This window comes from Spirillospora sp. NPDC048823 (assembly GCF_043198445.1).
Lineage (GTDB): Bacteria > Actinomycetota > Actinomycetes > Streptosporangiales > Streptosporangiaceae > Spirillospora.
Genome location: NZ_JBICUT010000003.1, coordinates 39,979 through 66,102 on the forward strand (window position 1 = coordinate 39,979; position 26,124 = coordinate 66,102).

Below are 26,124 nucleotides of genomic sequence, written 5' to 3' on the forward strand. Positions count from 1 at the left end.
GCACGTTCCTGCCGCGGCAGTACGGGCAGCGGCCGCGGCAGGAGATGAGGGCGCTCAGTACGGGCGGCGGTGGTCGTCCTCGTAGTAGTGCTCTTCGCGAACCGCGGGCGGGGGCCGGCGCTCGACGCTGCGGCGGGCCGAGACGATCCGGACGATGCCGATGACCAGGCCGATCAGGCCGCCGATCATCAGGATCACGCCGACCAGCCGGATGTCGATGCCGCTGAACTCATAACTGACCGCGTAGGCCAGGATCGCACCGATGATGATCAGCGCGATGCTGCCGCCGATGGTCACGGCGGTCTCCTCTCGTCGTCCCTGAGTGGACGACGAGAGCGTTCCCCTTCAGGCGAAACTAAACAATCTATGCATATTTCAGGAAGTTTCACTCTGCAGATTGGTGATCCACTGCTCCCCGTCCCGCCCCCTTCGCTACGGTTCCGCCATGAGCAACGGTTCCCGTACCGCGATCGCCATCCTGTCGATGGCGGGTGCGATCGGCCTCTTCATCCTCGCCATGGTGTCCGTCACCGCCGACAGCAACCGGCAGAACGCGATCCAGGTGGCCATCCTCGGAGGGTTCGGCGTGCTCGCGCTCGCAAACTTCGCGGGGAGCCTGCTGAGTGGGGCCGCGCCGTCCCAGCCTCTGCCGTACCGGCCGCAGCCGCTTCCCCCGGGGGCCCCGGGCTACGCGCCGTACGCGGGTCAGCCGCAGCCCGGCTACCAGCCCCAGCCGGGCCAGGCGCACCCCGGGCAGCAATAGCGGCTTGCCGTAGTGGCGATGGGGTCGGGCGGTCGGGGTGCGGCCCATAGGATGGGCGGCGAATCCCATCGATCCGCAGGAACGGTTTCTCACATGTCCGCCATCACCCGTGACGAGGTTTCGCATCTCGCCCGGCTGTCCCGGCTGGCGCTCGGCGATGACGAGCTCGACCATCTCGCCGCCCAGCTCGACCAGATCATCTCCGCGGTCGCGCGGGTGCAGGAGGTCGCCGCGGAGGACATCCCGCCCACCTCGCACGCGCTGCCGCTGACCAACGTCTACCGGGCCGACGAGGTACGCCCGTGCCTCACGCCCGAACAGGCCCTGGCCGGCGCGCCGGCCGCCGAGGAACAGCGCTTCCGCGTCCCCCGGATCCTGGACGAGGAGGCGTGATGGAGCTGGTCGGGAAGGGGGCGGCGGAGCTCGGGGAGCTGCTCGCCGCCGGTGAGGCCTCCGCGGTCGAGGTCGCCGAGGCGCACCTGGACCGCATCGCCGCCGTGGACGGTCAGGTGAAGGCGTTCCTGCACGTCGACCGTGAGGCGACGCTGGCACAGGCCCGGAAGGTGGACGAGCGGCGTGCGGCGGGGGAGGGGCTCGGCCCGCTGGCCGGTGTCCCCGTCGCGCACAAGGACGTGTTCACCACGCGGGACATGCCCACCACGGCCGGGTCCAAGATCCTTGAAGGGTGGCGGCCGCCGTACGACGCGACGGTGACGGCGCGGCTGCGTGAGGCCGGGCTGGTGATCCTCGGCAAGACGAACATGGACGAGTTCGCGATGGGCTCGTCCACGGAGAACAGCGCCTACTTCACCTCGCGCAACCCGTGGGATCTGGAGCGGATCCCCGGCGGTTCGTCGGGTGGTTCGTCCGCGGCGGTGGCCGCGTACGAGGCGCCGCTCTCGACGGGGACCGACACGGGCGGGTCGATCAGGCAGCCCGCGGCCGTCACCGGCATCGTCGGCATGAAGCCCACGTACGGGGGTTCCTCCCGGTACGGCGTGATCGCGTTCGCGTCGTCGCTGGACACGCCGGGGCCGTTCGCCCGCAACGTGCTGGACGCGGCGCTGCTGCACGAGGCGTTCAGCGGCCACGACCCGATGGACTCGACGTCGGTGTCCGAGGCCGTCCCGCCGGTCGTGGAGGCCGCACGCCGCGCCGACGTCAACGGGCTGCGCGTCGGCGTCGTCAAGGAGTTCGCGGGGGAGGGCTACCAGCCGGGCGTCTCGGCGCGCTTCAACGAGACGGTCGAGCTGCTGGAGTCGCTCGGCGCGAAGGTCGTCGAGGTCTCCTGCCCGCACTTCACCTACGCGCTGCCCGCCTACTACCTGATCGCGCCGTCGGAGTGCTCGTCCAACCTGGCCCGCTTCGACGCGATGCGGTACGGGCTCCGGGTCGGCGACGACGGCAGCCGCAGCGCCGAGGAGGTCATGGCGCTGACCCGCGCCGAGGGCTTCGGCCCGGAGGTCAAGCGGCGCATCATGCTCGGCACCTACGCGCTGTCGTCGGGTTACTACGACGCCTACTACGGCAAGGCGCAGCAGGTCCGCACGCTGATCAAGCGCGACTTCGAGGCCGCGTTCGAGCAGGTGGACGTGCTGGTGTCGCCGACCACCCCGACGACCGCGTTCCCGATCGGCGAGCGCGCCGACGACCCGGTCGCGATGTACCTGGCCGACCTGTGCACGATCCCGGCCAACCTCACCGGCAACGCTGCGATCTCGGTGCCGTGCGGGCTGGCGGACGGCCTGCCGGTCGGCCTGCAGATCATGGCCCCCGTCCTCGGCGACGACCGCGTCTACCGCGTCGGCGCCGCCGTCGAGCGGGCCCTCGAAGACCGCTGGGGCGGCCCCCTCCTGGCCCAGGCCCCGGAACTGGTGGAGGCGAAGTGACCACTGCGACGCTGATGGACTACGACGAGGCGCTCGCCAGGTTCGAGCCGGTGCTCGGCATCGAGACCCACATCGAGCTGGGCACCGCGTCCAAGATGTTCTGCGGCTGCCCGACCGGGTTCGGCGCCGAGCCGAACACGCAGGTGTGCCCGGTGTGCCTGGGGCTGCCCGGTTCGCTGCCGGTCACCAACCGCGCCGCGATCGAGGGCATCATCAAGATCGGGCTGGCGCTGAACTGCGACATCGTCGAATGGTGCCGGTTCGCCCGGAAGAACTACTTCTATCCGGACATGCCGAAGAACTTCCAGATCTCCCAGTACGACGAGCCGCTGTGCGTCGACGGGTACCTGGACGTCGAGGTCGAGGGCGAGACGTACCGGGTCGAGATCGAGCGCGTCCACATGGAGGAGGACACAGGCAAGTCGCTGCACGTCGGCGGCACGACCGGCCGGATCCACGGCGCCGAGTTCTCACTGGTCGACTACAACCGGGCCGGGATCCCGCTGGTCGAGATCGTCACCAGGCCGATCGTCGCGACCGGCGACAAGGCGCCGCTCGTGGCCCGCGCGTACGCGACGGAGCTGCGCGAGCTGGTCCGGTCGCTGGACGTGTCGGACGTGCGCATGGAGCAGGGGTCGATGCGCTGCGACGTCAACGTCTCGCTCATGCCGCGCGGTGCGGCCGAGTGGGGCACCCGCTCGGAGACCAAGAACGTCAACTCGCTGCGTTCGGTGGAGCGGGCCGTCCGGTCGGAGATCGAGCGGCAGGCGGGCGTGCTGGCCGGCGGCGGGCGCGTCGTCCAGGAGACCCGCCACTTCCACGAGGACACGGGCCGCACCACCAGCGGCCGCAGCAAGGAAGAGGCCCAGGACTACCGGTACTTCCCCGAGCCCGACCTGGTGCCGATGGCGCCGTCCCGCGAATGGGTCGAGGAGGTGCGCGCGTCGCTGCCCGAGCTTCCGGCCGCGCGGCGCCGCCGCATCCAGCGGGAGTGGAGCCTGTCCGACCTGGAGCTGCGGGACGTCGTCAACGCCGGCGCCGTCGACCTCATCGAGGCCACGATCGCGCACGGCTCCGACGCCGCGGCCGCCCGCAAGTGGTGGATGAACGAGCTGTCCCGGCGCGCCACCGAGCAGGGCGTCGAGCTGGCCGACCTGCCCATCACGCCCGAGCAGGTCGCCCGCGTCCAGGCGATGATCTCGGCGGGGGAGCTGAACGACAAGCTGGCCCGCAAGGTGTTCGAGGGCGTCGTCGCCGGCGAGGGCACCCCGGACGAGGTCGTCGCCGCCCGGGGCCTCAAGGTCGTCAGCGACGAGGGCGAGCTGTCCTCCGTGATCGACCAGGTCATCGCCGACAACGCCGACGTGGCCGACAAGATCCGCGCAGGGAAGGTCGCCGCCGCCGGCGCCCTCGTCGGCGCCGTCATGAAGGCCACCCGGGGCCAGGCCGACGCGGGCCGCGCCCGCGAACTCATCCTGGAGAAGCTCGCCGCCTCCTGACATCCGCCCGCCGTCCCGTGGCTCACCCACGGTACGGCGGCGACAGCGGCCGCCCTCACGACTCCGCGCCCCGATGGGCGGAGTCGGAGTGCCGATCCTCAGCGGAGGGGGACGTTGAGGATCCGGTCGTCGTCGGGGGCGGGGTCGCCCCGGCCGTCCTCGTTGCTGGTGGCGAGCCAGAGGGAGCCGCCGGGTGCCTGGACGACGGCGCGGAGACGGCCGTAGCCGGAGTCGAAGTGGGCCGTGGGCCGTCCCGCCTCGCCGTCGTCGAGGGGGACCTGCCAGAGGCGCTCGCCGCGCAGGGCGGCGGCCCACAGGGAGCCGTTCGCGTAGGCGAGGCCGGACGGGGACGCCTCTTCGGTCGTCCAGGTGAGGAGGGGGTCGGTGAAGCCTTCGCGGCCGCCCGTGCCCTCGACCTCGGGCCAGCCGTAGTTCTTGCCCTTCTCGATGCGGTTGATCTCGTCGAAGCGGTTCTGCCCGAACTCGGTGGCGTAGAGGCGGCCCTCGTCGTCCCAGGCGAGTCCCTGGACGTTGCGGTGGCCGTACGTCCAGACGCGGTTGCCGAACGGGTTTCCCGGGGCGGCCTTCCCGTCGGCGGTGACGCGGAGGATCTTGCCGCCGAGGGAGTCCTTGTCCTGGGACAGGCCGGTGTCGCCGGTCTCGCCGGTGGTGACGTAGAGCATCTTGTCGGGGCCGAACTCGATGCGGCCCCCGTTGTGATTGCCGCCCTTCGGGATCCCGGTGACGATGGGTTCCGTGGCGCCGAGACGGCCGTCGAAGGTGGCGCGGACGACGCGGTTGTCGGACGCGGCCGTGTAGTACAGGTAGATGGCCTTGTCGCTGGAGTAGTCCGGGGAGACCGCGACGCCCAGCAGGCCGCCCTCCCCGCCGGGCTCCACGCCGGGCACCTTGCCGACCTGCTCCCACTGACCGGACGACGTGACGCGCACCAGGTCGGCGGTGTCGCGTTCGGTCACGAGTGCGTCCCCGCCGGGAAGGAACGCCACCGCCCAGGGGACCTGCAGGCCCGTGGCCACGGCGCGTGGTTCGCCTGGGGATCCGCCGCCCGTCTCGGACGGGCCGCTAGCCGTCAGCGGCGGCGGCGTGTGCGCGCCGCCGTCCCCGTCCCCGCCGGAGGGCGAGGACGAGCAGGCCGCCAAGAGCACCGCGGCCGAGGCCAGGACGATCGTGTGCCTTCGCATGAGCGCCTCCCGTAGGTAGTACGGATCCGAGTGGCCCGCCGTTCCAGCCGGGGCGGGATCATTCCCGTCACGGGGCGATACCTGCGCCCGAACGCGGTCACTCAACGTGTTCCCGGGCATGCCACCGCATCGGGGACGATCGGCTTTCGGACGTCCCAAACCGTTCTTCGACGAGGTCGTTTGTCGCCGGGAGGACGCTCAGCCTCAATCGCTCCGTGACCTACCGAACGTACATTGAGCGACACGGTGATCCCGTAGTGCAGCGACGTCGCTGATCTCCGGCAGGCGAGCCGGCGTGTTCGCCACCGGCCCGCGCCGACCCCTGCGCGGGGCACGATTCAGGACCTTGTGACCGTTATCCGTGCGGTGAAGGTCGTGAACCCGAATTCTCCCCCTGGCGCGGTGCGGCGTCGGCAGGGACCGAACGCTCCACCGGGGCAGGAAGGGACACGGCGCGATGAGCGGCGAATACGCCAGGCGGGTTCCGCCGCGTGCGCTGCCGATCGCCATGGCCGCGGTCGCCGGGGTCCTGTACGCCATCGGCTCGCTGCTCGGCTGGGGCGGGAACGCCTTCATCGCCTGGGCCGAGGCGGGCGCCGCGGGCGCCGCCGCGATCTCCCTGCTGCTGCTGGCCCGGCGGCCGGACGGCGTGCCGGCGGACACGGCCCCGGGCGGGATCTGGCGCGCGTCCTGGCGGTGGTACGGGATCGCCGCCGCGTCCTGGTTCCTCGGCGCCCTGGGCGGCGCCCTGTCCGACGGGCGGGGCCGCAGCGCCCTGTCGCTGTCGGTACCGGATCTCTTCTATCTCTTCGCCCTGGTCGCGCTGGTGGTGGGGCTGGTCGCGCCGATCAGGCTGCCCCGCGACGCGGGGACGTGGCTGCGGTACGCGGCCGACACCTATGTCTGCGCCAGCGCGCTGTTCGTGCTCGGCTGGGTCGCGCTGTTCGGCACGCTCTACCACAGGTCGGGGGAGTCGCCGCCGGAGTTCCTGCTGGAGCTGCTGTACCCGCTGATCGACGTCGTGTTCGTCTGCGGCGCGCTGCCGTTCGTCCTCGGCGCCGCGCGCGGGCACCGCCGCCTCGCCCTGATGGGGTACGGCGCGCTGACGGCCATCGCGGTCGCCGACATCGTGACGACGTTCGTCCGGCTGGACGGCGGCGGCCCGTCCGACGACCCGTCCGACATCCTGCGCCTCGCCGGGCTGCTGCTCCTGCTGCTGGTTCCGTGGACGGGCCCCGCGGCCGAGCCGGAACCGCCCGTCGACGACATACCCGAGGACGTGGACGAGCCGGACGGGACCGGCCGGTCCGGCGAGGAGTGCGGCCGGATGATCGGGCCGGGCATCGCGCCCGCCGCGGTCGCCGCCGCGGCCGCCCTGTTCATCGCGGGTCACTCGCTCACCGGGCGCAACGGCCTCGAACCCGGCATCTCGATCGCGGCGGGCTCGGCGGCGCTGGTGCTGATCGCGCGCCTGGCGGGCCTGCTGCGGGAGAACGACGAGCTGCGCCGGGCCGTGGACACCGGCGAGGAGCACTTCCGGGCCCTGTCGGAGAGCATCAACGACGCGGTCCTCATCTGCGACCTGGACGCCACCGTCCAGTACGCCAGCGCCGGGGCCCTGCGGACGTACCACTACGAGCCCGAGGAACTGCTCGGGCGCCCGCTGCACGAGATCGTCCACCCGGAGGACCTGCCGCGTGTCCAGGGGGTGTTCCTCGAGGTCCTGGACGACGGGGCGGTCGACGAGGCGCTGCGCGTGTCGTGCCGGATCCGGGCGGCGGACGGGACGTGGCTGCCGACCGAGTCGACGATCTCGCGCTACAGCGGCTCCGACGGCGCCCCCGCGCGGCTGCTGGTCACGACGCGGGACCTCAGCGAGCAGGCGGCGCTGCAGCGGCAGGTCGCGCACCTGACGTTCCACGACGGCCTGACGGGCCTGCCCAACCGGTCCTACTTCGAGGAGCGGACCCGGGAGGTCCTGTCGCGGCAGCCGTCCGGCGGCGAGGTCGCGGTCGTGTTCGTCGACCTGGACGGTTTCACCGCGGTGAACGACTCCGACGGGCACGCGGCCGGCGACCAGGTGCTGGCGCAGGCCGCCCGGAGACTGCGCGCCAACGTCCAGTCGGACGACACGGTGGCCCGCTGGGGAGGCGACGAGTTCGCCGTCCTGGTCCAGCTTCCGCCGGACGACGGTGAGACGCGCGCCACAGTCGAGCTCGCCGGACGGCTCCTGCGGGCTCTTTCGGCGGACCCTTATCAGGTCGGCAACAAGCACATCGTGCTGACGGCGAGTGTCGGCATAGCGTTCGCCGGGGACGAGGAGCAGCCCGCGGCCCCCGCCGGCAACGGCTCCGAGGCGGGACGCCGGCTCCGCCGCACCGCCGCGGACCTGCTGCGCAACGGCGACCTGGCGATGGCCCGCGCGAAGGAGCTCGGCGGCGGGCGCGTCGAGGTGTACGCGCCGCACATGCACGCCGACGTCGTCCGGCGGCTGGAACTGGCCAGCGATCTCCAGCAGGCGCTGGCCGAGGAGGAGTTCGCGATCGAATTCCAGCCGGTGGTGGACCTCGCGACGTCCCGGGTGACCGGCGTGGAGGCGTTGCTGCGCTGGTGGCGGGGCAGCGAGGCGGTGCCGCCGGAGGAGTTCATCGGCACGGCGGAGGAGTCGGGCCTGATGGTCCCGCTCGGCGACTGGGTGCTGCGGGAGGCGTGCCGCGAGGTCGCCCGGTGGCGCGGGGACTCGTGGGACGTGGGCCTGTCGGTGAACTTCACCGCCCGGCAGATCGCCGCGCCCCGGTTCGTGGAGTCGGTCGCGGCCGCGCTGGCGGAGACCGGGCTGCCGCCGCAGGCCCTCACGCTGGAGGTGCGCGAGGAGGTCCTCGTCGAGGACGCGGGCCAGAACGTGGAACGACTGTCGGAGCTGCGCGACCTCGGGGTGCGGCTCGCGATCGACGACTTCGGCACCGGGTACGCCTCGCTCGCCTACCTCGGGCAGCTCCCGGTCGACATCATCAAGATCGATCCGTCGTTCGTGGCGGGGCTCGGGTCGGACGAGACGCTGACGCTGCTCACCCGGACGATCGTGCGGCTCGGCAGCGACCTGGGGCTGACCGTGGTGGCGGAGGGCATCGAGCGGCCCGAGCAGCTGGAGCTGCTGCGCGAGATGGGCTGCCCGCGCGGCCAGGGGTTCCTGGTGGCGCGTCCGATGGCGGCCGGGCGGGTCGAGTCGCTGGTGCGGACGAACCTGGAGGCGCACGCCCAGTCCGGGGATGTCCCGCTGCCCCTCCCGGGCTGAACCGCCCCGCCCGGGCCGCGCGGCGCGGGCACGCACCTACGACACGGCGGTCTCGACATTTGAGACAAAGCGTCCACGGATTTGACCGGGGGCCGGACATCGGCGAAAGTGGGCCTGTGCAGAGCACCATCACCATCCTCGTAGTACTTGGTCGGCGCGCAGGCTGACCAAGCCTCTCGTCCTGCGCGCCTCCCCTCGATCGCCTCACGGCGGCGGGGGTTTTTTGTTGCCCGGAGACCCTTCACCCCACTCCCCAAGGAAACGCAGATCATGACGACCGAACAGATGACGGGAGCCCAGGCGCTGGTCCGCGCCTTGGAGAACGTCGGCGTTGACACGGTGTTCGGCATCCCGGGCGGCGCGATCCTCCCGGCCTACGACCCGCTCTTCGACTCCGCGAAGCTGCGCCACATCCTCGTCCGGCACGAGCAGGGCGCCGGCCACGCGGCCCAGGGCTACGCGATGGTGACCGGCAAGGTGGGCGTGTGCATGGCCACCAGCGGGCCGGGCGCGACCAACCTCGTCACCGCGATCTCCGACGCCTACATGGACTCGGTGCCGATCGTGGCCATCACCGGCCAGGTCGCGTCCTCCCTCATCGGGACGGACGGCTTCCAGGAGGCCGACATCGCCGGCATCACGATGCCGATCACCAAGCACAACTTCCTGGTGACCAAGGCCGCCGACATCGGCCGGACGATCGCCGAGGCGTTCCACATCGCCGGCACCGGCCGTCCTGGACCGGTCCTCGTCGACATCGCCAAGGACGCCCTGCAGGCCACCGTCGACTTCGAGTGGCCCGTCGCGCTGCAGCTGCCCGGCTACCGGCCCGTCACCCGGCCGCACTCCAAGCAGGTCCGCGAGGCGGCACGGCTGATCGTCCAGGCCAAGCGCCCGGTGCTGTACGTCGGCGGCGGCGTCCTCAAGGCGAACGCGTCCGCCGAGCTGAAGGTGCTCGCCGAACTGACCGGCGCGCCCGTCGTCGCCACGCTGATGGCCAAGGGCGCGCTGCCCGACAGCCACCCGCTGCACATGGGCATGCCGGGCATGCACGGCGGCGTCGGCGCCGTCGGCGCACTGCAGCGGTCCGACCTGCTGATCACCCTCGGCGCCCGGTTCGACGACCGCGTCACCGGGAAGCTGGACGGATTCGCGCCGGACGCCAAGATCGTGCACGCCGACATCGACCCGGCGGAGATCTCCAAGAACCGGCACGCCGACGTCCCGATCGTCGGGGACGCCCGCGAGGTCATCGCCGACCTCATCGTCGCGGTGCAGAACGAGCACGAGGCGGGGCACAAGGGCGACTACACCGACTGGTGGCGGCAGCTCGACGCGTGGCGCGACACGTACCCGCTGGGCTACGACGTCCCGGACGACGGGTCGCTGTCCCCGCAGTACGTCATCGAGCGTATCGGGAAGCTCGCCGGGCCGGAGGCGTACTACGTCGCGGGCGTCGGCCAGCACCAGATGTGGACCGCGCAGTTCATCAAGTACGAGCGGCCCGGCGCGTTCCTGAACTCCGGCGGAGCCGGGACGATGGGCTACGCCGTCCCGGCGGCGATGGGCGCCAAGGTCGGCGCGCCCGACACGGCGGTCTGGGCGATCGACGGTGACGGCTGCTTCCAGATGACCAACCAGGAGCTCGCGACCTGCGCGATCGAGGGCATCCCCGTCAAGATCGCCGTGATCAACAACGGGAACCTCGGCATGGTCCGGCAGTGGCAGACCCTGTTCTACAACGAGCGGTACTCCAACACGAATCTGCACGCGGCCAAGCGCATCCCCGACTTCGTCAAGCTCGCCGAGGCGTACGGTTGTGTCGGCCTGCGCTGCGAGACGGCCGAGGACGTCGACGACGTCATCGCCAAGGCCATGGAGATCAACGACGCCCCCGTCGTGATCGACTTCATCGTGCACAAGGACGCCATGGTCTGGCCGATGGTCGCGGCCGGCACCACCAACGACGACATCAAGATCGCGCGGGACATGGCTCCCGAGTGGGAGAACGGAGACTGACCCCGATGAGCCTGCACACCCTGTCGGTGCTGGTGGAGAACAAGCCCGGCATCCTGGCCCGGGTCGCGGCGCTGTTCTCCCGGCGCGGCTTCAACATCGAATCCCTCGCGGTCGGCGTCACCGAGCACCCGGAGATCTCCCGGATGACGATCGTGGTCAACGTCGCCGACCTGCCCCTCGAACAGGTCACCAAGCAGCTCAACAAGCTGATCAACGTCCTGAAGATCGTCGAGCTGGACTCCTCGGCGTCCGTCCAGCGTGAACTCGTGCTGGTCAAGGTGCGCGCCGACGCCGAGACGCGCTCGCAGGTCCTGGAGACCGTCCAGCTGTTCCGTGCCAAGGTGGTGGACGTCGCGCCGGACGCCGTCACCATCGAGGCCACCGGGAACCGCGACAAGCTGGACGCGTTCATCAAGGTCCTGGAGCCCTTCGGCATCAAGGAACTGGTGCAGTCGGGCATGGTGGCCATCGGCCGCGGCGCCCGCTCCATCACCGACCGCTCGCTGCGGGCGATCGAGCGCAGCGCCTGACCCGCGTGCGGCACCTGAAGCACACGCCAGAGCACGTGACACAACCACATCAACGAAAGGCAATAGCACTGTGGCTGAGATGTTCTACGACGACGCCGCCGACCTGGGCGTGATCCAGGGCCGGCACGTCGCGATCATCGGTTACGGCAGCCAGGGGCATGCGCACGCGCTCTCCCTGCGCGACTCCGGCGTCGACGTGCGGGTCGGGCTCCGCGAGGGGTCGGCCAGCCGGAAGAAGGCGGAGGCCGAGGGCCTGCGCGTCGTCACCCCGGCGGAGGCGGCCGAGGAGGCCGACCTCATCATGCTGCTGGCCCCCGACCACCACCACCGGGAGATCTTCGAGAAGGACATCAAGCCCGCGCTCGTCGAAGGCGACGCGCTGTTCTTCGGGCACGGCTTCAGCATCCGCTACGACCTCGTCCAGCCGCCGGAGGGCGTGGACGTGGCGATGGTCGCGCCGAAGGGCCCGGGCCACCTGGTCCGCCGCCAGTTCGTCGCCGGCCGCGGCGTCCCGGTGATCGTGGCGGTGGAGAAGGACCCGACCGGCAACGCCTGGCCGCTGGTCCTGTCCTACGCCAAGGCGATCGGCGGCCTGCGCGCGGGCGGCATCAAGACCACGTTCACCGAGGAGACCGAGACCGACCTGTTCGGCGAGCAGACGGTGCTGTGCGGCGGCGTCTCCGAGCTGATCAAGACCGGGTTCGAGGTGCTGACCGAGGCCGGCTACCAGCCGGAGGTCGCCTACTTCGAGGTCCTGCACGAGCTGAAGCTGATCATCGACCTGATCTACGAGGGCGGCATCTCGAAGATGTACTGGTCGGTGTCCGACAACGCCGAGTACGGCGGCTACAGCCGCGGCCCGCGCGTGATCACGCCGGAGACCAAGGCCGCGATGAAGAAGATCCTCGGCGAGATCCAGTCCGGCCAGTACGCCAAGGAGCTGGTGGACGAGTTCGAGGGCGGCCAGAAGCAGTTCGGCCGGTACCGCGAGGAGCTCGCCGAGCACCCCGTGGAGAAGACGGGCGCGGAACTGCGCCCGATGATGAGCTGGCTCAACGACTAGCCGCGACCGGCCGCTCGGCCGGACTGCGGGCGTGTCGCCCTCGGGGAAACTTGAGGGCGGCACGCCCGCAGGTCAGCGTCTGAGGCGGTGGCGGAGCCTGGTGCGCCATGAGGTCTCCACCGGGTCGTCGGTCACGGTCAGCGCCAGGTGGCCGCCCCTGGTGAAGTAGACCGTGGCGTTCCTCGTGCCCGTCGAGGGCCCTTGGGCGGCGCGGCCTTGGGTTGTGCGGCCCTGGGGGGCGGTCTTCAGCCCCTCGGCGCGCACGGAGCCGAAGCGGGCCTCGCGTGTCACCCCGAGCGCCGTCGCCGCGACGTGCACGTCCCAGCGTCCCGGTTCCACGACGGCCGGGTCGGCGACGGCCTCGAACCCGCCGGGCCGGTCCGGCCGGGGCTCGGCGGGGAAACCGTGCTCCTTGCCGGACGTTCGCTCCCGCAGGATCACGTCCACGACCGTCCTGTTCGTCTCGACGCGCTGGAGCGCCGCGACGCCGCGGATCCGGATCCTCTTGCCCTGCCAGGCGACCGCGTCCAGCCGGTGGTCGACGCCGACCTCGGTGGTGATGTCGGCGTCCTGTCGGGGGACGCCGCGCAGGTAGGGGTACATGGCGTAGATCCGGCCGCCGACGACGACGGCGCCCGCCGGGGCGCCCTCGATCTCGTCGCGGATCAGCCGCTCCAGTTCCTCGCTCAGGCCGTGCTGGATGCAGAACGCCCTGAGCCGGACCGAGGCGGGCATGGCGGCGCGCGCCGCCTCGCTCAGCCCCTCCTTGCCTATGACGTGGCGGGTGCCGTCCACGAGCCGCTCGCGCTGGAGCCGGTCGAGGCTCAGATAGCGGTGGTCGTACACGCGCAGGACATCGCGCAGGACGCTGATGGTGCAGTCCGAGGTCACGTTCTCTCCTGATCGGCCGGGGACATCGGTCACGTTAAGGCTCAGAGTCGTCGCCCACAGTGAAATTCAGATGGCGTGTCTCCTCCGGCGCCTGCTCGGTGTGGCCGTCCGGCTACGGCGACCTGCCTCCCTCACGATGCGGGGCTCTGCGCGCCGGGGGCGGCTGGTAGCGTCCGGCGAGTGGCTGAGGCGGTTGCGGTCGAGGGCCCCGTCGACGAGGTCCCGGCAGGCCGCCGGGGATCGTCCGCACGCCGGCGGGCGGCGCTCGCGGCGATGGTCACGGCGAGTGCGGTGCTGTACGCGGCGTACTCGCTGATGCGGCTGCGGGCGTTCCGGACGGGCAGCTACGACCTCGTCATCTTCGACCAGGCGATCCGCTCGTACAGCCGGTTCGAGTTGCCCGTCGCCATGGTGAAGGGCGTCCACAACGGCTTCGGGCCGGACTTCTCCGTCCTCGGCGACCACTTCTCGCCGATCCTCGTCCTGCTGGCGCCGCTCTACTGGATCCACGACGGGCCGCTGACCCTGCTGATCGCGCAGGCCGTCCTGCTCGCGCTCGGCATCCTGCCGATCTGGCGGTTCACCGAGCGGCGGTTCGGCGCCGGCGCCGCGTACTGCGCCGGGGGCGCCTACGCGCTGTCGTGGCCGATCGCCGAGGCGCTCGCGTTCGACTTCCACGAGGTCGCGTTCGTGCCGCTGCTGTCGGCGCTGATGATCGAGCGGCACGACGCGGGACGGCGAGGGCAGGCGGCGGTCGCGGCGTTCGTCCTGCTGCTGGTCAAGGAGGACATGGGTCTCCTGGTCGCGGGATTCGGCCTGTTCCTGCTCACCCGCCGCGCCGAGCACGGTGACCGCCGGGCGGGGCTCGCCCACATCGTGGTCGGGCTGGTCGCGACGTGGATCTCCTCCCAGGTCGTCATCGCGGCGTTCGGCGGGGACAACGACTACTACTGGGCGTACGGGTCGCTCGGCCCCGATCTGCCGCACGCGGCCGTGCACGCGCTGACCCATCCGTGGGACGTCGTGGCCGTTCTCGGCACCCCGCCGCAGAAGGTCGCGACGATGGCGCTGCTCGTCCTGCCGCTGCTTCTGCTGCCGCTGGCGTCGCCGCTGACGCTGATCGCGCTGCCGATGCTGGCCGAACGGATGCTCAACAGCCGTTTCGCCAACTGGTGGGAACCCGACTACCACTACAACGCCTTCATCATCGCCGTGCTCGTCCTGGCGGCGGTGGACGGCGCGGCGCGGCTGCGCGGCAGGATCCGGGCGGCGGAACGGCTCCCGCCCGTCCTGCCGATGGCGGCGGTCCTGGCCGCCGTGCTCGTCTGCGTGCCGTTCTTCGCGTACCGGCATCTGGCCGATCCCGCGCTGTGGCGGCAGAACGACCGGGCCCGCGCGGCGGCCGCGGCGGCCGCGAAGATCCCCGACGGGGCGCTCGTCGAGGCGGCCAACGGCGTCGGCCCCGCACTGACGACCCGCGCCCGCGTCCTGCTGTGGGACGAGCGGTCGCGCGGCGCGCCCTGGGTCATCGCGTACGTCGGGCGGCTGGAGTTCCCGTTCCCGGACGTGGCGGGCCAGAAGCGGCGGGTGGCGGAACTGGAGGCCGAGGGGTACCGCGCGGTCTTCCGGCGAGAGGGGTACATCGTGCTGCACCGGGACGTCCCGCCCAAGGTGAAGGATAATCACGATCCTTTGGACAAGAGTCCAAAGAGACCGGCGGCCATGGCACACGTCAGAATGACGGTGAAGGTCCCGTTCGGATAAATTACCCTATCCTTTCGGCGCACTTTGACTGATACTTGAGGAAAGCCGTGACGGCCGCGGCCGGCGCGGGGGAACCTGCGCGAACGCTCATGTGACCGCCGCCGGAGTGGTGTTGGGGCGGAGTGCATGAGTGGTGTGATGCTGTTCAAGAACGACCGAAGCCCACGGGCCGGAGCGCAGGCGGAATTCATCTCCCGCGTGTCAATGCCGCCGGCAGGTAATTCCCGGATCCGCGTCGCCCGTCATGGAGCGAATTATGGCGGGGAGTCGTGACATGCCGGCGGGAGAGGACAAGGACGTCCGGCGCTGGGAGACCTGCGGACAGGCGTGGATCGGCGTCCTGCGGCACGTCTGGACCGCCGGCGAGGCCGGCATGGAGGACACCGGGCCCATCATCGAGGGCCCGCCGGTGCTGTTCGAGGTCGCCTCGCTGAGCTGGGAGGACCCGATCCTCCTCGAACACGGCGACCGGGCCCGCCTGGTGCGGCGCGCGCAGGAGCGCACGCGCCGCAACGTCCGCGGGCGGTACTGGCCGAGGCTGCACGACCTTCAGGGAAACGACCAGATCCGCTGGGTGGTGGACCTCCTGCGGGCCAGGCCGTGGACGACCAGCGCGTGGATCTCGCTGACGATCCCGGGCGAGCCGGCGGAGGGGCTGCCGTGCCTGACGGCGCTGTCGTTCCGCATCCGCGGCTACCGGCTGATCATGACGGGGATGTTCCGGTCGCAGAACGTCCACCGCGGCTACCTCACCTACATCCCGCTCCGCGAGGTGCAGGTGCAGGTCGCCGACGAGCTGGGGCTGCCGGCGGGGCCGCTGCGGGTGTTCGTGGACGTCCCGCACGTCCACGTCGCCGACGCCGAGCGGGTCGCGTCCGTCCTGGCCGCGATGCCCGAACCCAACGCGGCCTGACCGCACACGGACGGGACGGACGCGGGCAGGACGGGACGGACGCGGGCAGGGCGGGGTCCGGGCGGAGCGGGGTTACCGGTGGGTGTCCGCCTGCCGCCGATCGCGCTCGCCGGCGAGGGATACACTCGCGTGGGGGCGAGGGCACGACGAGGTGACTCGCGACTTCACCTGCACACACCACACGAACATCCACTTTCGAAGGACTGTTTCCTTGAGCAAGCCCGTCGTCCTCGTCGCAGAAGAACTCTCCCCGGCCGGGATCGCCGTGCTGGAGGCCGACTACGAGGTCCGTCACGTCGACGGCAGCGACAAAGAACAGCTGCTGCCCGCCGTCGCCGACGTCGACGCACTGATCGTGCGGAGCGCCACCAAGGTCACCGCCGAGGTGTTCCAGCACGCCAAGGCGCTGCGCGTCGTCGCCCGCGCCGGCGTCGGCCTCGACAACGTCGACGTCGAGGCCGCCACCAAGGCCGGCGTCATGGTCGTCAACGCGCCGACGTCCAACATCGTCACCGCCGCCGAGCACGCCATCGCGCTGCTGCTCGCGACCGCGCGGAACGTTCCGCAGGGCCACACCGCGCTCAAGCAGGGCGAGTGGAAGCGGTCCAAGTACACCGGCGTGGAGCTGCAGGGCAAGACCGTCGGCGTGCTCGGCCTCGGCCGCATCGGCGTGCTGGTCGCCCAGCGCCTCGCCGCCTTCGACATGAACGTGATCGCGTTCGACCCGTACGTGCAGGCCGCTCGCGCCGCCCAGCTCGGCGTGAAACTCGTCACGCTGGACGAGCTGCTGCGCGAGAGCGACTTCATCACCGTCCACCTGCCGAAGACGCCCGAGACCCTCGGCGTCATCGGCGACCGCGAGCTGCACCAGGTCAAGCCGACCGTGCGGATCGTCAACGCCGCCCGCGGCGGGATCGTGGACGAGGCCGCCCTGGAGCTCGCCCTCAAGGACGGCCGGGTCGCCGGCGCCGGCATCGACGTGTTCAGCACCGAGCCGTGCACCGAGAGCCCGCTGTTCCACCACGACAGCGTCGTGGTCACACCGCACCTCGGCGCCAGCACCCACGAGGCGCAGGAGAAGGCGGGCACGCAGGTCGCCCGCTCGGTGAAGCTGGCGCTGTCCGGCGAGTTCGTGCCGGACGCGGTGAACGTGCAGGGCGGCGCGGTCGCCGAGGACGTCAAGCCCGGCCTGCCGCTCGCCGAGAAGCTCGGCCGCATCTTCACCGCCCTCGCCGGCGGCGTCCCGGTCCGGCTGGACGTGGTGGTCCGCGGCGAGATCGCCGAGCACGACGTCAAGGTGCTGGAGCTCGCCGCGCTCAAGGGCGTGTTCGTCGACGTGATCGAGGAGACGGTGACGTTCGTCAACGCGCCGCTGCTGGCCCGCGACCGCGGCGTCGAGGTCACCCTCACCACCAGCGAGGACAGCCCGGACTGGCGCAACGTCGTGCAGGTGCGCGGCACCATGGCCGACGGCTCGGTCGTGTCGGTGTCCGGCACGCTCACCGGCCCGAAGCACGCCGAGCGGATCATCGAGATCAACGGCTACAACATGGAGCTGGTGCCGACCGAGCACATGGCGTTCTTCTCGTACGTCGACCGTCCCGGCATCGTCGGCCGGGTCGGCAAGCTCCTCGGCGACGAGGAGGTCAACATCGCCGGCATGCAGGTCGGCCGGGATGCGAAGGGCGGCAGGGCGCTGATCGCGCTGACCGTCGACTCCGCGGTCGGGCCGCAGCTCGTCGACGCCATCACCCGCGAGGTCGGCGCCGACATGGGCCGCCGCGTCGATCTGGAGAACTGAGACTCCTCCGTCCACCACGGGCGGGGGGGGGGGGGGGGCCCCGCCCCCCCCCCCCCGGGGGCGCCCCCCCCCCCCCCCGCGCCGGCACATAGTGTTTGAGGCCCCGGGGGGGGGGCAAGCCCAGGCGCCCGGGGGGGGGGCCCTCTCCTCGCCCCCCCAACCCCCCGGGGGGGCCGCGCGTCCTGGGGCGGCGGCTTTTTTTTGCTAATTTCCCCCCCCCCCCCCCCCCGGGGGGGGGGGGCGGCCCGCGCGCCGCCCCCCCGCCCGTGGTGATTCTCACACCCGTCCCCGTCTCAGCAATTGAGATTCTCCGCCACGGGTCGGGACACTCCACCTGACGCGGGGTAATCTCGCAGGTAGTCATGCGGCGTTACGTGGTAATCCTTCGCTGCCGCAGCGGGGCCTGATCATCGGCAGGCCGGCACCCGCTGCGGAGGCTCTGCCTGGCCGTGAGTCCGATTCCACGCCCGGACCGTGCGAACCACGGATTCCCGGCGGCCCCTCTGGCCACCAGTTCAGCGATCGGAGTGAACCCATGAACGACACCTGGAACAACGCGCCCGCCGACGACGACGCCCAGGAAGAGGCGGCCCGCGCCCTGCAGACCGCCTTGGACAGGAGAGCGGACTAGCCCGGCGCGCATGCGGTGACCGCGGTCAGACGGCCCGTGCACACTGGGCACCATGGCTTCTGAGGCCCACCCGGTCGAGGTTGTGAAGGTTCTTGAAGACGTCGCCCTGCTCGGGCCCTACTTCGAGATCGTCACCGGGGCGGGTGAGGTGGCCGGCGCGGCGTGGCGGCCCTTTCCCGAGCCGGATGGCCGGCTTCCCGCCATGGCGGAGGAGTACGGCGAGCGGCTGGGGACGGGTGAGCGGCGGGTGGCCGCCTCCATCCTGTTCCAGGGCCTCGCTTCGCGGTTGTGGTCGCCGGTCGTGGCGGCGGCGGGGCGCGGGATCGTGCCCGACCTGTCGGGGTTGCGGTGGCGGTGGGCGCCGGGCGAGGCCATCGCGCTGGGGCTCGGGGAGCCGCGCGGGTGGCGTGTCGAGGACGCCGTGGAGGCCGCCGACCTCGTCCATCCCATGGTCGTGGACGGGCGGCTCAGGCCGTTGAGCGAGGCGATGCCGACCTTCGTCGGCCTCGCGGACGGGTTGCTGTGGGGGAATGCGGCCTCCGCCCTCGCCGGGAGCCTGAACGTCGGGCCGCCCGGCGGCGTGCGCGCCGCCATCGTCCGGGAGCTGCTCGCGCGTGAGCCGCTGGCTGGCGCGGGCTCTTTCGGGCGGGACGGGTTCGTCCGGCACAATTGCTGCCTGTACTACCGCGTCCCAGGCGGCGGTATGTGCGGTGATTGCGGCCTCCGAGACACTCGTCCCGATATTTGAGATGAAAGCCCAAGCAGTGAGACGTTTGCAGTAGAGTGCGCGCATGGCTTCCCGCAGCATTCGTCTGGCCGTCATCCCGGGTGACGGGATCGGCCCCGAGGTGGTCGCCGAGGGACTGAAGGTCCTTGAGGCGGTCGCCCCGTCCGGAGACCTCGCGTTCGAGCGGACCTCCTACGACCTGGGCGCCGCCCGCTGGCACCGGACGGGGGAGACGCTGCCCGACACGGTGCTGGACGAGCTGCGCGAGCAGGAGGTCATCCTGCTCGGCGCCGTCGGCGACCCGGGTGTGCCGAGCGGCGTCCTGGAGCGCGGGCTGCTGCTGCGGGCGCGGTTCGAGCTGGACCACTACGTCAACCTGCGCCCGGTGAAGCTGTTCCCGGGTGTCGAGACTCCGCTGGCGGGCGTGGCGGCGGACGACATCGACATGGTCGTCGTCCGGGAGGGCACCGAAGGCCCCTACACCGGCGTCGGGGGCGTGCTGCGCAAGGGCACCCCGCACGAGGTCGCGACACAGGAGAGCGTCAACACCGCCTTCGGGGTCGAGCGGGTCATCCGGTATGCCTTCGAGGTGGCCGCGTCCCGGCCCCGCAGGAAGCTCACGCTCGTCCACAAGGACAACGTGCTCACCTTCGCGGGCGACCTCTACCAGCGCGTCCTCAAGCGGGTCGCCGAGGAGTACCCGCAGGTCACCACCGACTACTGCCATGTCGACGCGGCGACGATGTTCTTCGTGAACCAGCCGCAGCGGTTCGACGTGGTCGTCACCGACAACCTGTTCGGCGACATCATCACCGACATCGGCGCCGCGATCGCCGGCGGCATCGGGCTCGCCGCGTCCGGCAACGTCAACCCCGACCGGACCGCGCCGTCGATGTTCGAGCCGGTGCACGGCAGCGCCCCCGACATCGCCGGGCAGGGCAAGGCCGACCCGACCGCCACGATCCTGTCCGTCGCCATGCTGCTCGACCACGTCGGCGCGGGCGCCGCCGCCCGCCGCGTCGAGCAGGCCGTGTCCGACGATCTGGCCGAGCGCGCCGCCCTCGGCGCCCGGTCCACCGTCCAGATCGGCGACGCGATCGCCAAGCGAGTATCCGGCTAGGGGCACGCCTCTCTGGCCAGGACAGGGAACTCCGGGCGTGCCCTCGCGGCGCGCCCGGTTTTCCGTATGCGCCGCGTGCGAACATTCTTCCTCCGGCCGTGTCCCGAGCGCGGGAGCGTCCGGGCCTGCCGAGGAGGAAAGTGTTCGGTGGGGAGTGGGTCTAGACGAAGTACGACAATGGGGACTAAGGAAGCCGAAGCGGCGATGGGGCCGCCCCGGCGATCCGCGAGAGGACGAACCGCGATGAGCACCACCCTGGATTTCGAGATCACGCGCACCGAGCGGCCCGCGACCGCCGCCGAACGCGAGCGCGTCCTGGCCGATCCCGGCTTCGGGCGCCACTTCACCGACCACATGGTCACGATCCGCTACTCGGCGGACCGGGGCTGGCACGACGCGCGGCTCGAACCGTACGGGCCGATCCCGATGGACCCGGCCAGCCAGGTGTTCCACTACGCGCAGGAGCTCTTCGAGGGCCTCAAGGCCTACCGGCAGCCGGACGGGTCGATCGTCACCTTCCGGCCGTACATGAACGCGGCCCGGATGAACCGCTCCGCCCACCGGATGGCGATGCCGGAGATCCCCGAGCAGCTGTTCGTCGACGCGCTCGAACTGCTCGTCCGCACCGACAAGGACTGGGTCCCCGACACCGAGGGGCACAGCCTCTACCTGCGTCCCTTCATGTTCGCCACCACCCGCGCGCTCGGCGTCAACAGCCCGGCGAACGAGTTCCTGTTCATGGTCATCGCGTCCCCGTCCGGCCTGTACTACCCGCGGGGCATCAAGCCCGTCTCGGTGTGGCTGTCGCAGGACTACACCCGCGCGGCCCCCGGCGGCACCGGCGAGGCCAAGTTCGGCGGCAACTACGCGGCCTCGTTCGCCGGCCAGGCCGAGGCCGTCGCGCAGGGCTGCGACCAGGTCGTCTGGCTCGACGCCGTGGAGCACCGCTGGGTCGAGGAGGTCGGCTCGATGAACCTCATGTTCGTCTACGGCTCCGGTACGCGGGCCCGGCTCCTCACCCCGGCGCTCACCGGGACGCTCCTCGCCGGCGTCACCCGCGACTCGATGCTCAAGCTGGCACCCGACCTCGGCATCCCCACGGAAGAAGGCAAGATCAGCATCGACGAGTGGCAGTCGGGCTGCGAGTCCGGCGAGATCACCGAGGTGTTCGGCTGCGGCACCGCCGCGATCATCAGCCCGGTCGGCCGGGTCAAGGGCGCCGACCGCGAGTGGACGATCGGGAACGGCGAGCCCGGCGAGCTGTCGATGCGGCTGCGCCAAGAGCTGGTGGGCATCCAGTACGGGACCCGTCCCGACCCCTACGGCTGGGTCCACGGAATCGTCTGATCCGGGCGTTCGCGCAGCCCCGGCGCCATCCGCGCCGGGGCATTGGCGTCTCAGCATCCGAGACGGACGGTACGAGCATGCGAACCGTGTGGCAAACTGGTTGACATCATGCGCCACAGCCTCGTGATTATCGGCTGGCGCGCCGGCAGCAGCTGACGGGACGACGCCGGCGCGCAGACCTCTCACGTCCGTGAGGGGTCTTTTTTGTGCCCTGGCGCTGATGACCCATCCCTTGGGGGTTTCCAATGCAAGGCGACGCATTCCACGTCTACGACACGACCCTGCGCGACGGCTCGCAGCAGGAGGGGCTCAACCTCTCCGTGCCCGACAAGCTCGCCATCGCACGGCACCTCGATGACCTGGGCGTCGGTTTCATCGAGGGCGGCTGGCCCGGCGCCAACCCCAAGGACACCGAGTTCTTCAGGCGCGCTCGAACAGAGCTCGACCTGAGGCACGCGCAGCTCACCGCGTTCGGCGCGACCCGCCGGGCCGGTGTGAAGGCCGCCGACGACCCGCAGGTGGCCGCGCTGCGCGAATCCGGCGCGTCCGTCGTGACCCTTGTCGCCAAGAGCCACGACAGGCACGTCGAGCTGGCCCTCCGCACCACCCTGGAGGAGAACCTCGCGATGATCCGCGACACGGTCTCCCATCTGAGTGCGGAGGGCCAACGAGTCTTCCTGGACGCCGAGCACTTCTTTGACGGCTACAAGGCCAATCGCGCCTACGCGCTGGAGGCCGTCCGCACCGCAGTCGAGGCCGGCGCGGACGTCGTCGCGCTCTGCGACACCAACGGCGGCATGCTGCCGGACGAGCTCGCCGACATCGTTCACGAGGTCGTCTCCGCCGGCGTGCGGGTCGGCATCCACTGCCACGACGACTCGGGCTGCGCGGTGGCCAACTCCCTCGCCGCCGTCAAGGCCGGCGCCACCCACGTCCAGGGCTGCGCGAACGGCTACGGCGAGCGCAGCGGCAACGCCAACCTGTTCACCGTCGTCGGCAACCTCCAGCTCAAGCGGGGCATGAACCTGGTCAGCGACGCCCAGCTCGGCGAGATGACCCGCATCGCGCACGCCGTCTCCGAGGTCACCAACGTTGCGCCCGGCTCGCAGCAGCCGTACGTGGGCCTGTCGGCGTTCGCCCACAAGGCGGGCCTGCACGCCTCCGCCATCAAGGTCGACCCGGATCTGTACCAGCACATCGATCCGTCCGCCGTCGGCAACGACATGCGGATGCTGGTCTCCAGCATGGCCGGGCGCGCTTCCGTCGAGCTGAAGGGCCGCGAGCTGGGCTACGACCTGTCCGGCGAGAAGTCCAAGGCCGTCGTGGGCAAGGTCAAGGAACTGGAGAACACCGGCTACACCTTCGAGGCCGCCGACGCCTCATTCGAGCTGCTGCTGCGCGAGGAGCTGACCGGCGTCCGGCAGCGGCACTTCGAGGTCGAGTCGTGGCGGTCGATCGTGGAGCGCCGTCCCGACGGATCCATGGTCAGCGAGGCGACCGTCAAGCTGCACGCCAAGGGCGAGCGGATCATCGCGACCGGCGAGGGCAACGGCCCCGTCAACGCCCTCGACAACGCGCTGCGCGTCGCGCTCGGCCGCCTCTACCCGGAGCTGGCGCGGCTGGAACTCGTCGACTACAAGGTCCGCATCCTGGAGGGCGCCCACGGCACCGACGCCCGGACGCGGGTGCTCATCGAGTCCAGCGACGGCGAACGCGAATGGGGCACGGTCGGCGTCGAGGACAACGTCATCGCCGCGTCCTGGCAGGCGCTGGAGGAGGCCGTCACCTACTGCCTGCTCCGCGCCGGGTACGACCCGGGCTGATCGGGAATGCGCGGCGCCCGCCGGGCATTATCGAGGGCATGAGCACTGAGATCACCGACAACGCCGAGCAGAGCCGCTACGAGATCAGGCTGGACGGCGAACTCGCCGGGTTCGTCGCGTACGAGCCGGGCGACGGCACGGTCGCTCTCGTCCACACCGAGGTCGATCCGGCGTTCGGCGGCAGGGGAGTGGGCGGTTCGCTCGCGCGCGGCGTCCTGGACGACCTCCGGGCCAGGAACCTGTCCGCGGTCCCGGTGTGCCCGTTCATCCAGAAGTGGATCGAGAAGCACCCCGACTACCAGGATGTGGTGGCCGCCTGACCCGCCCTCAGACGGCCCTGAGCTGCGACTCTCCGCCTTCGAGCGTGAGCCACGCCGACAGCGACGTCTCCTTCAGCCGGACCCGGACCCGCGCGTAGCGGCCGGGGTCGACGAACCCGGGCGCGGACGTGATCACCGTGTCGAAGACGAAGTCGGAGGCGACGAACGCCAGGTCGGCGCCGGTCTCGGCGACGCGCTTCTTCACCGCGGGCGCGTCCACCATCCGCCGCGCCGTGATGATCGAGATGCCGGACACGCCTTTCGGGCCGCGCTGCACGGGCCCCACGTGCAGCGCGGCCCGCAGCAGCATGCGGGTGGCCTCGGCGGCGCGCCGGTTGTGGCGCCGCAGCGCCACGGCCAGGTGCGCGAGCATCGGGTCGATGACGGCCTCGGTCGGCGTGGTCGGCGGGACGACGATGAGGGCGCCGTCGCCGCGGTCCTCCTGGTAGAAGTCGGACAGGGCCAGGCCGGACGCGGCGAACGACTCGTCCAGCAGCCGGTACATGGCGTCCAGTACGTACCGGCGGTCGGCGTCGGTGCGCGACGGTGAGCTGAATCCGGTGATGTCGGTGATCAGCACCGTGCAGTTGCCCCCGGACCAGTCGGGCAGGACACCCGGCGCGGCCTTCTCGATCTGCCGGCGGTAGACCTGCTGTTCCAGGACGGCCCGTACGCGCGGGTTGGCGTCGAGGAACATCGCGAAGTCGCCGGCGTCGACCCGCAGGGCCTGGACGTCGCCCTCGGCGGTGACGGTGGCGGACCGGTCCTTGACCATCAGCGCCGCCCGTTCGCCGACCAGCTCGCCCGCCCCCCGGAACGCGATGATCCTCTGCTCGGGGCCGTCCTCGACCCACACCCGGGTCCATCCGGACATGATCACGATGACCTCGGCGGCGGGCCCGCCCTCACGGCACAGCACGTCCTCTTTGCGGAACATGTGCGGCCGTGCCCGCGCGAGAAGCGCTTGCCGCTCGTCCGGTGTCAGCGTGCCCCAGAACGTCGACCCCTCGTACCGGACGTCCGGCACGCGCGCGGCCGGCCCGACCTCCTGCGCCGGGATGGCCGGCGGGGGCGGAGGCCCGGACGATTCCTGGAGCGTCCCGGCCCTCATGAACTGGACGAACGCGTTCGTCATCGTCACCGCGGGAAACGACAGGAACGTCAGGCCGCCGGTGATCACGGCGCCCGGCGAGCCGTCCAGTGCGTACCCGAGCAGCACGGCGAGGAGTGTCACGGGGGTCGTCACCTTCGCGTTCAGCAGGCCGGTGCCGCCGTGCGAGGCCGCGTGCCTCCACAGCCGCGCCGCGGAACGGTCAGTGCTCACGGAGTCTTCCTTCCCCCGGGAAGGTGCGGCGAAGTTTACGCCGTTCTCCCCGGCGGTCGTCGTGTCCCCAGTTCTCCCAACCCTGAGAGTACGCAGTAGCGCATATGATGGCCATATGTTTGCTGTATAAAATCTGGCGACTGTTAGCTAACCTGATGGCAAGCGACAAGCGAACCCGATCGGCCGGAGGTTTCAGCCCACCATCCGAGGGAACCTCACACATACACCCTGGACGTGGGGGGCAGGGGTTGGCTGCCGGAAGGCTGTATCATCGCCTGACCGGCGGTGAACCCACCCCTGGCGCCTATCGGCTGGTGGGCCGGGTTCCGCGCCCCGAATTGGAGAACGCGCTCATGACGAACTCTCGAGCAGCCGCCGACACCTCGGGCGGGAGCATGGACGCCGACGATCCCGCCCCCCGCGCCGACGCGGTCCCGCAGAGCGAGCGCGTGACGATCAACCTGACCGGCAAGGCGGTGCAGGCCCTCCAGCGCCTCCAGGAGCTGACCGGCTACAACAAGACCGACTGCATCAACCGCGCGCTGATCATCGCCTCCGAGGTCGAGAGCATGTCCCGCGAACCCGGCGCCGTCTACTGGCGCGAAACCCCGGACAGCGACCTCATGCTCGTCCGCTTCGTCTGACCAGGCCCGCTGCGCTGCTGATCCGCAACCGGCCGACCAGAACGCTTTTCCGTCGGAGGAGCGGGCCGTCCGAACCGTTTCGCTTTGCCTTGCTACGGCGGCCTGGGCTGTCGGTGCCGGGGGAGACCGGGATCTGTGGGTCAGTAGCGGCGCAGCGCGTCGAACAGCCCGTCGCGCGCGTCCGGCTTGCGCGTGATCAGTGGCCGTACCGAGCCGTTCTCGACCAGATCGGCGAGTTCCGGCGGCGGCAGTAGAAGGCCTCCGCCGAGTCGGTAAGCATCACCGAGCAGGGTGCGCTCGCCTTGGCGGCCGGACACGTACGTGCCGACCCTCCAGCCGGTCCATTCGTCCCACACGAGCGCGTTCTGACCGGTGATGATGGTCGCGTCGATGGGGTCCTTGGGGTCGAGCCAGGCGTCGCGCACCTGGATACCCCGGGCTGTGAGCCGTCGCGTCACGTCCGTGATGTAGCCGCGCGAGGCATCGACTTCCGGGTCCGGGTGGCGTGCCAGGAAGGCAGGATTGGACATCTTTGGCCCCTTGTGGGGATGGTGTCGCT

At 71.0% G+C, this 26,124-nt stretch carries 22 protein-coding genes; 17 read left to right on the plus strand and 5 right to left on the minus strand.

Annotation, left to right across the window (positions count from 1 at the left end; genetic code table 11):
* Positions 1-54: 54 nt before the first annotated feature.
* On the minus strand, positions 55-297 hold the full coding sequence (locus tag ACGFK0_RS07615) for a DUF6458 family protein (RefSeq protein ID WP_392901542.1): 243 nt from the start codon (positions 295-297) through the stop codon (positions 55-57).
* A 148-nt stretch (positions 298-445) separates the two neighbouring features.
* On the opposite strand from ACGFK0_RS07615, the gene ACGFK0_RS07620 reads away from it, so the two are divergent.
* From ACGFK0_RS07620 to gatB, 4 genes are all read left to right on the plus strand, one after another.
* Positions 446-763, plus strand: a complete 318-nt coding sequence (locus tag ACGFK0_RS07620) for a hypothetical protein (RefSeq protein WP_392901544.1) — start codon at positions 446-448, stop codon at positions 761-763.
* Positions 764-856: 93 nt separating this feature from the next.
* Complete coding sequence (gene gatC / locus ACGFK0_RS07625; RefSeq protein WP_392901546.1) at positions 857-1,156, plus strand: Asp-tRNA(Asn)/Glu-tRNA(Gln) amidotransferase subunit GatC; 300 nt, start codon at positions 857-859, stop codon at positions 1,154-1,156.
* Positions 1,156-2,652, plus strand: coding sequence for an Asp-tRNA(Asn)/Glu-tRNA(Gln) amidotransferase subunit GatA (gene gatA / locus ACGFK0_RS07630; RefSeq protein WP_392901548.1), 1,497 nt, complete (start codon positions 1,156-1,158; stop codon positions 2,650-2,652). The genes gatC and gatA overlap by 1 nt, the downstream gene beginning before the upstream one ends.
* Positions 2,649-4,151, plus strand: a complete 1,503-nt coding sequence (gene gatB / locus ACGFK0_RS07635) for an Asp-tRNA(Asn)/Glu-tRNA(Gln) amidotransferase subunit GatB (RefSeq protein ID WP_392901550.1) — start codon at positions 2,649-2,651, stop codon at positions 4,149-4,151. The genes gatA and gatB overlap by 4 nt, the downstream gene beginning before the upstream one ends.
* A gap of 98 nt (positions 4,152-4,249) precedes the next feature.
* Here gatB and ACGFK0_RS07640 read toward each other — a convergent pair whose 3' ends face one another.
* Positions 4,250-5,353, minus strand: a complete 1,104-nt coding sequence (locus ACGFK0_RS07640; protein ID WP_392901552.1) for a PQQ-dependent sugar dehydrogenase — start codon at positions 5,351-5,353, stop codon at positions 4,250-4,252.
* A gap of 457 nt (positions 5,354-5,810) precedes the next feature.
* Here ACGFK0_RS07640 and ACGFK0_RS07645 point away from each other — a divergent pair, with 457 nt between their 5' ends.
* The 4 genes from ACGFK0_RS07645 (at position 5,811) to ilvC (ending at position 12,260) form a co-directional block, all read left to right on the plus strand.
* Entirely contained in the window at positions 5,811-8,648 is a 2,838-nt protein-coding gene (locus tag ACGFK0_RS07645; RefSeq protein WP_392901554.1) for a putative bifunctional diguanylate cyclase/phosphodiesterase, read from the plus strand.
* Positions 8,649-8,795: 147 nt separating this feature from the next.
* On the plus strand, positions 8,796-10,667 hold the full coding sequence (locus ACGFK0_RS07650) for an acetolactate synthase large subunit (RefSeq protein ID WP_392901556.1): 1,872 nt from the start codon (positions 8,796-8,798) through the stop codon (positions 10,665-10,667).
* 5 nt (positions 10,668-10,672) lie between these two features.
* The gene (gene ilvN / locus ACGFK0_RS07655; RefSeq protein ID WP_358463753.1) at positions 10,673-11,197 is read left to right on the plus strand and encodes an acetolactate synthase small subunit; all 525 of its coding nucleotides are present in this window, start codon (positions 10,673-10,675) and stop codon (positions 11,195-11,197) included.
* 79 nt (positions 11,198-11,276) lie between these two features.
* The gene (gene ilvC / locus ACGFK0_RS07660; RefSeq protein WP_392901559.1) at positions 11,277-12,260 is read left to right on the plus strand and encodes a ketol-acid reductoisomerase; all 984 of its coding nucleotides are present in this window, start codon (positions 11,277-11,279) and stop codon (positions 12,258-12,260) included.
* 72 nt (positions 12,261-12,332) lie between these two features.
* Here ilvC and ACGFK0_RS07665 read toward each other — a convergent pair whose 3' ends face one another.
* Complete coding sequence (locus tag ACGFK0_RS07665) at positions 12,333-13,151, minus strand: hypothetical protein (protein ID WP_392901561.1); 819 nt, start codon at positions 13,149-13,151, stop codon at positions 12,333-12,335.
* 180 nt (positions 13,152-13,331) lie between these two features.
* Between ACGFK0_RS07665 and ACGFK0_RS07670 the strand changes: the two genes are divergently transcribed.
* The 8 genes from ACGFK0_RS07670 to ACGFK0_RS07705 all read left to right on the plus strand — a co-directional run bounded on the left by ACGFK0_RS07670 (position 13,332) and on the right by ACGFK0_RS07705 (position 23,597).
* Entirely contained in the window at positions 13,332-14,915 is a 1,584-nt protein-coding gene (locus ACGFK0_RS07670) for a DUF2079 domain-containing protein (protein ID WP_392901563.1), read from the plus strand.
* 274 nt (positions 14,916-15,189) lie between these two features.
* Entirely contained in the window at positions 15,190-15,828 is a 639-nt protein-coding gene (locus tag ACGFK0_RS07675) for a hypothetical protein (protein ID WP_392901565.1), read from the plus strand.
* A 211-nt stretch (positions 15,829-16,039) separates the two neighbouring features.
* Positions 16,040-17,629, plus strand: a complete 1,590-nt coding sequence (serA, locus tag ACGFK0_RS07680) for a phosphoglycerate dehydrogenase (RefSeq protein WP_392901567.1) — start codon at positions 16,040-16,042, stop codon at positions 17,627-17,629.
* A gap of 683 nt (positions 17,630-18,312) precedes the next feature.
* On the plus strand, positions 18,313-19,008 hold the full coding sequence (locus ACGFK0_RS07685; RefSeq protein ID WP_392901569.1) for a (2Fe-2S)-binding protein: 696 nt from the start codon (positions 18,313-18,315) through the stop codon (positions 19,006-19,008).
* A gap of 43 nt (positions 19,009-19,051) precedes the next feature.
* On the plus strand, positions 19,052-20,107 hold the full coding sequence (locus ACGFK0_RS07690) for a 3-isopropylmalate dehydrogenase (protein WP_392901571.1): 1,056 nt from the start codon (positions 19,052-19,054) through the stop codon (positions 20,105-20,107).
* Positions 20,108-20,350: 243 nt separating this feature from the next.
* Positions 20,351-21,454 carry a branched-chain amino acid aminotransferase gene (locus tag ACGFK0_RS07695; protein WP_392901573.1) on the plus strand — a complete coding sequence of 368 codons (1,104 nt, stop codon included), beginning with the start codon at positions 20,351-20,353 and terminating at the stop codon, positions 21,452-21,454.
* Positions 21,455-21,699: 245 nt separating this feature from the next.
* Complete coding sequence (gene cimA, locus ACGFK0_RS07700; protein WP_392901575.1) at positions 21,700-23,277, plus strand: citramalate synthase; 1,578 nt, start codon at positions 21,700-21,702, stop codon at positions 23,275-23,277.
* 38 nt (positions 23,278-23,315) lie between these two features.
* On the plus strand, positions 23,316-23,597 hold the full coding sequence (locus ACGFK0_RS07705; RefSeq protein ID WP_392901578.1) for a GNAT family N-acetyltransferase: 282 nt from the start codon (positions 23,316-23,318) through the stop codon (positions 23,595-23,597).
* Between the two features lie 7 nt (positions 23,598-23,604).
* Here ACGFK0_RS07705 and ACGFK0_RS07710 read toward each other — a convergent pair whose 3' ends face one another.
* A complete protein-coding gene (locus tag ACGFK0_RS07710) occupies positions 23,605-24,921 on the minus strand; it encodes a cyclic nucleotide-binding domain-containing protein (RefSeq protein WP_392901580.1) in 1,317 nt (438 codons plus the stop codon).
* Between the two features lie 353 nt (positions 24,922-25,274).
* Between ACGFK0_RS07710 and ACGFK0_RS07715 the strand changes: the two genes are divergently transcribed.
* Positions 25,275-25,565, plus strand: a complete 291-nt coding sequence (locus ACGFK0_RS07715) for a hypothetical protein (RefSeq protein ID WP_392901582.1) — start codon at positions 25,275-25,277, stop codon at positions 25,563-25,565.
* 140 nt (positions 25,566-25,705) lie between these two features.
* On the opposite strand, the gene ACGFK0_RS07720 is transcribed toward ACGFK0_RS07715, so the two are convergent.
* Positions 25,706-26,095, minus strand: a complete 390-nt coding sequence (locus ACGFK0_RS07720; RefSeq protein ID WP_392901584.1) for a DUF6292 family protein — start codon at positions 26,093-26,095, stop codon at positions 25,706-25,708.
* Between the last annotated feature and the right edge of the window lie 29 nt (positions 26,096-26,124).

Excerpts from the sequence above, each read along its gene's own strand:
- ACGFK0_RS07620 (WP_392901544.1), top strand. The coding sequence starts at position 446 with ATGAGCAACGGTTCCCGTACCGCGATCGCCATCCTGTCGATGGCGGGT.
- ilvN (WP_358463753.1), top strand. The coding sequence starts at position 10,673 with ATGAGCCTGCACACCCTGTCGGTGCTGGTGGAGAACAAGCCCGGCATC.
- ACGFK0_RS07675 (WP_392901565.1), top strand. The coding sequence starts at position 15,190 with ATGCCGGCGGGAGAGGACAAGGACGTCCGGCGCTGGGAGACCTGCGGA.
- ACGFK0_RS07705 (WP_392901578.1), top strand. The coding sequence starts at position 23,316 with ATGAGCACTGAGATCACCGACAACGCCGAGCAGAGCCGCTACGAGATC.
- ACGFK0_RS07695 (WP_392901573.1), top strand. The coding sequence starts at position 20,351 with ATGAGCACCACCCTGGATTTCGAGATCACGCGCACCGAGCGGCCCGCG.
- ACGFK0_RS07720 (WP_392901584.1), bottom strand. The coding sequence starts at position 26,095 with ATGTCCAATCCTGCCTTCCTGGCACGCCACCCGGACCCGGAAGTCGAT.
- ACGFK0_RS07640 (WP_392901552.1), bottom strand. The coding sequence starts at position 5,353 with ATGCGAAGGCACACGATCGTCCTGGCCTCGGCCGCGGTGCTCTTGGCG.
- ACGFK0_RS07715 (WP_392901582.1), top strand. The coding sequence starts at position 25,275 with ATGACGAACTCTCGAGCAGCCGCCGACACCTCGGGCGGGAGCATGGAC.
- gatA (WP_392901548.1), top strand. The coding sequence starts at position 1,156 with ATGGAGCTGGTCGGGAAGGGGGCGGCGGAGCTCGGGGAGCTGCTCGCC.
- cimA (WP_392901575.1), top strand. The coding sequence starts at position 21,700 with ATGCAAGGCGACGCATTCCACGTCTACGACACGACCCTGCGCGACGGC.
- ACGFK0_RS07690 (WP_392901571.1), top strand. The coding sequence starts at position 19,052 with ATGGCTTCCCGCAGCATTCGTCTGGCCGTCATCCCGGGTGACGGGATC.
- gatC (WP_392901546.1), top strand. The coding sequence starts at position 857 with ATGTCCGCCATCACCCGTGACGAGGTTTCGCATCTCGCCCGGCTGTCC.
- ACGFK0_RS07685 (WP_392901569.1), top strand. The coding sequence starts at position 18,313 with ATGGCTTCTGAGGCCCACCCGGTCGAGGTTGTGAAGGTTCTTGAAGAC.
- ilvC (WP_392901559.1), top strand. The coding sequence starts at position 11,277 with ATGTTCTACGACGACGCCGCCGACCTGGGCGTGATCCAGGGCCGGCAC.
- ACGFK0_RS07645 (WP_392901554.1), top strand. The coding sequence starts at position 5,811 with ATGAGCGGCGAATACGCCAGGCGGGTTCCGCCGCGTGCGCTGCCGATC.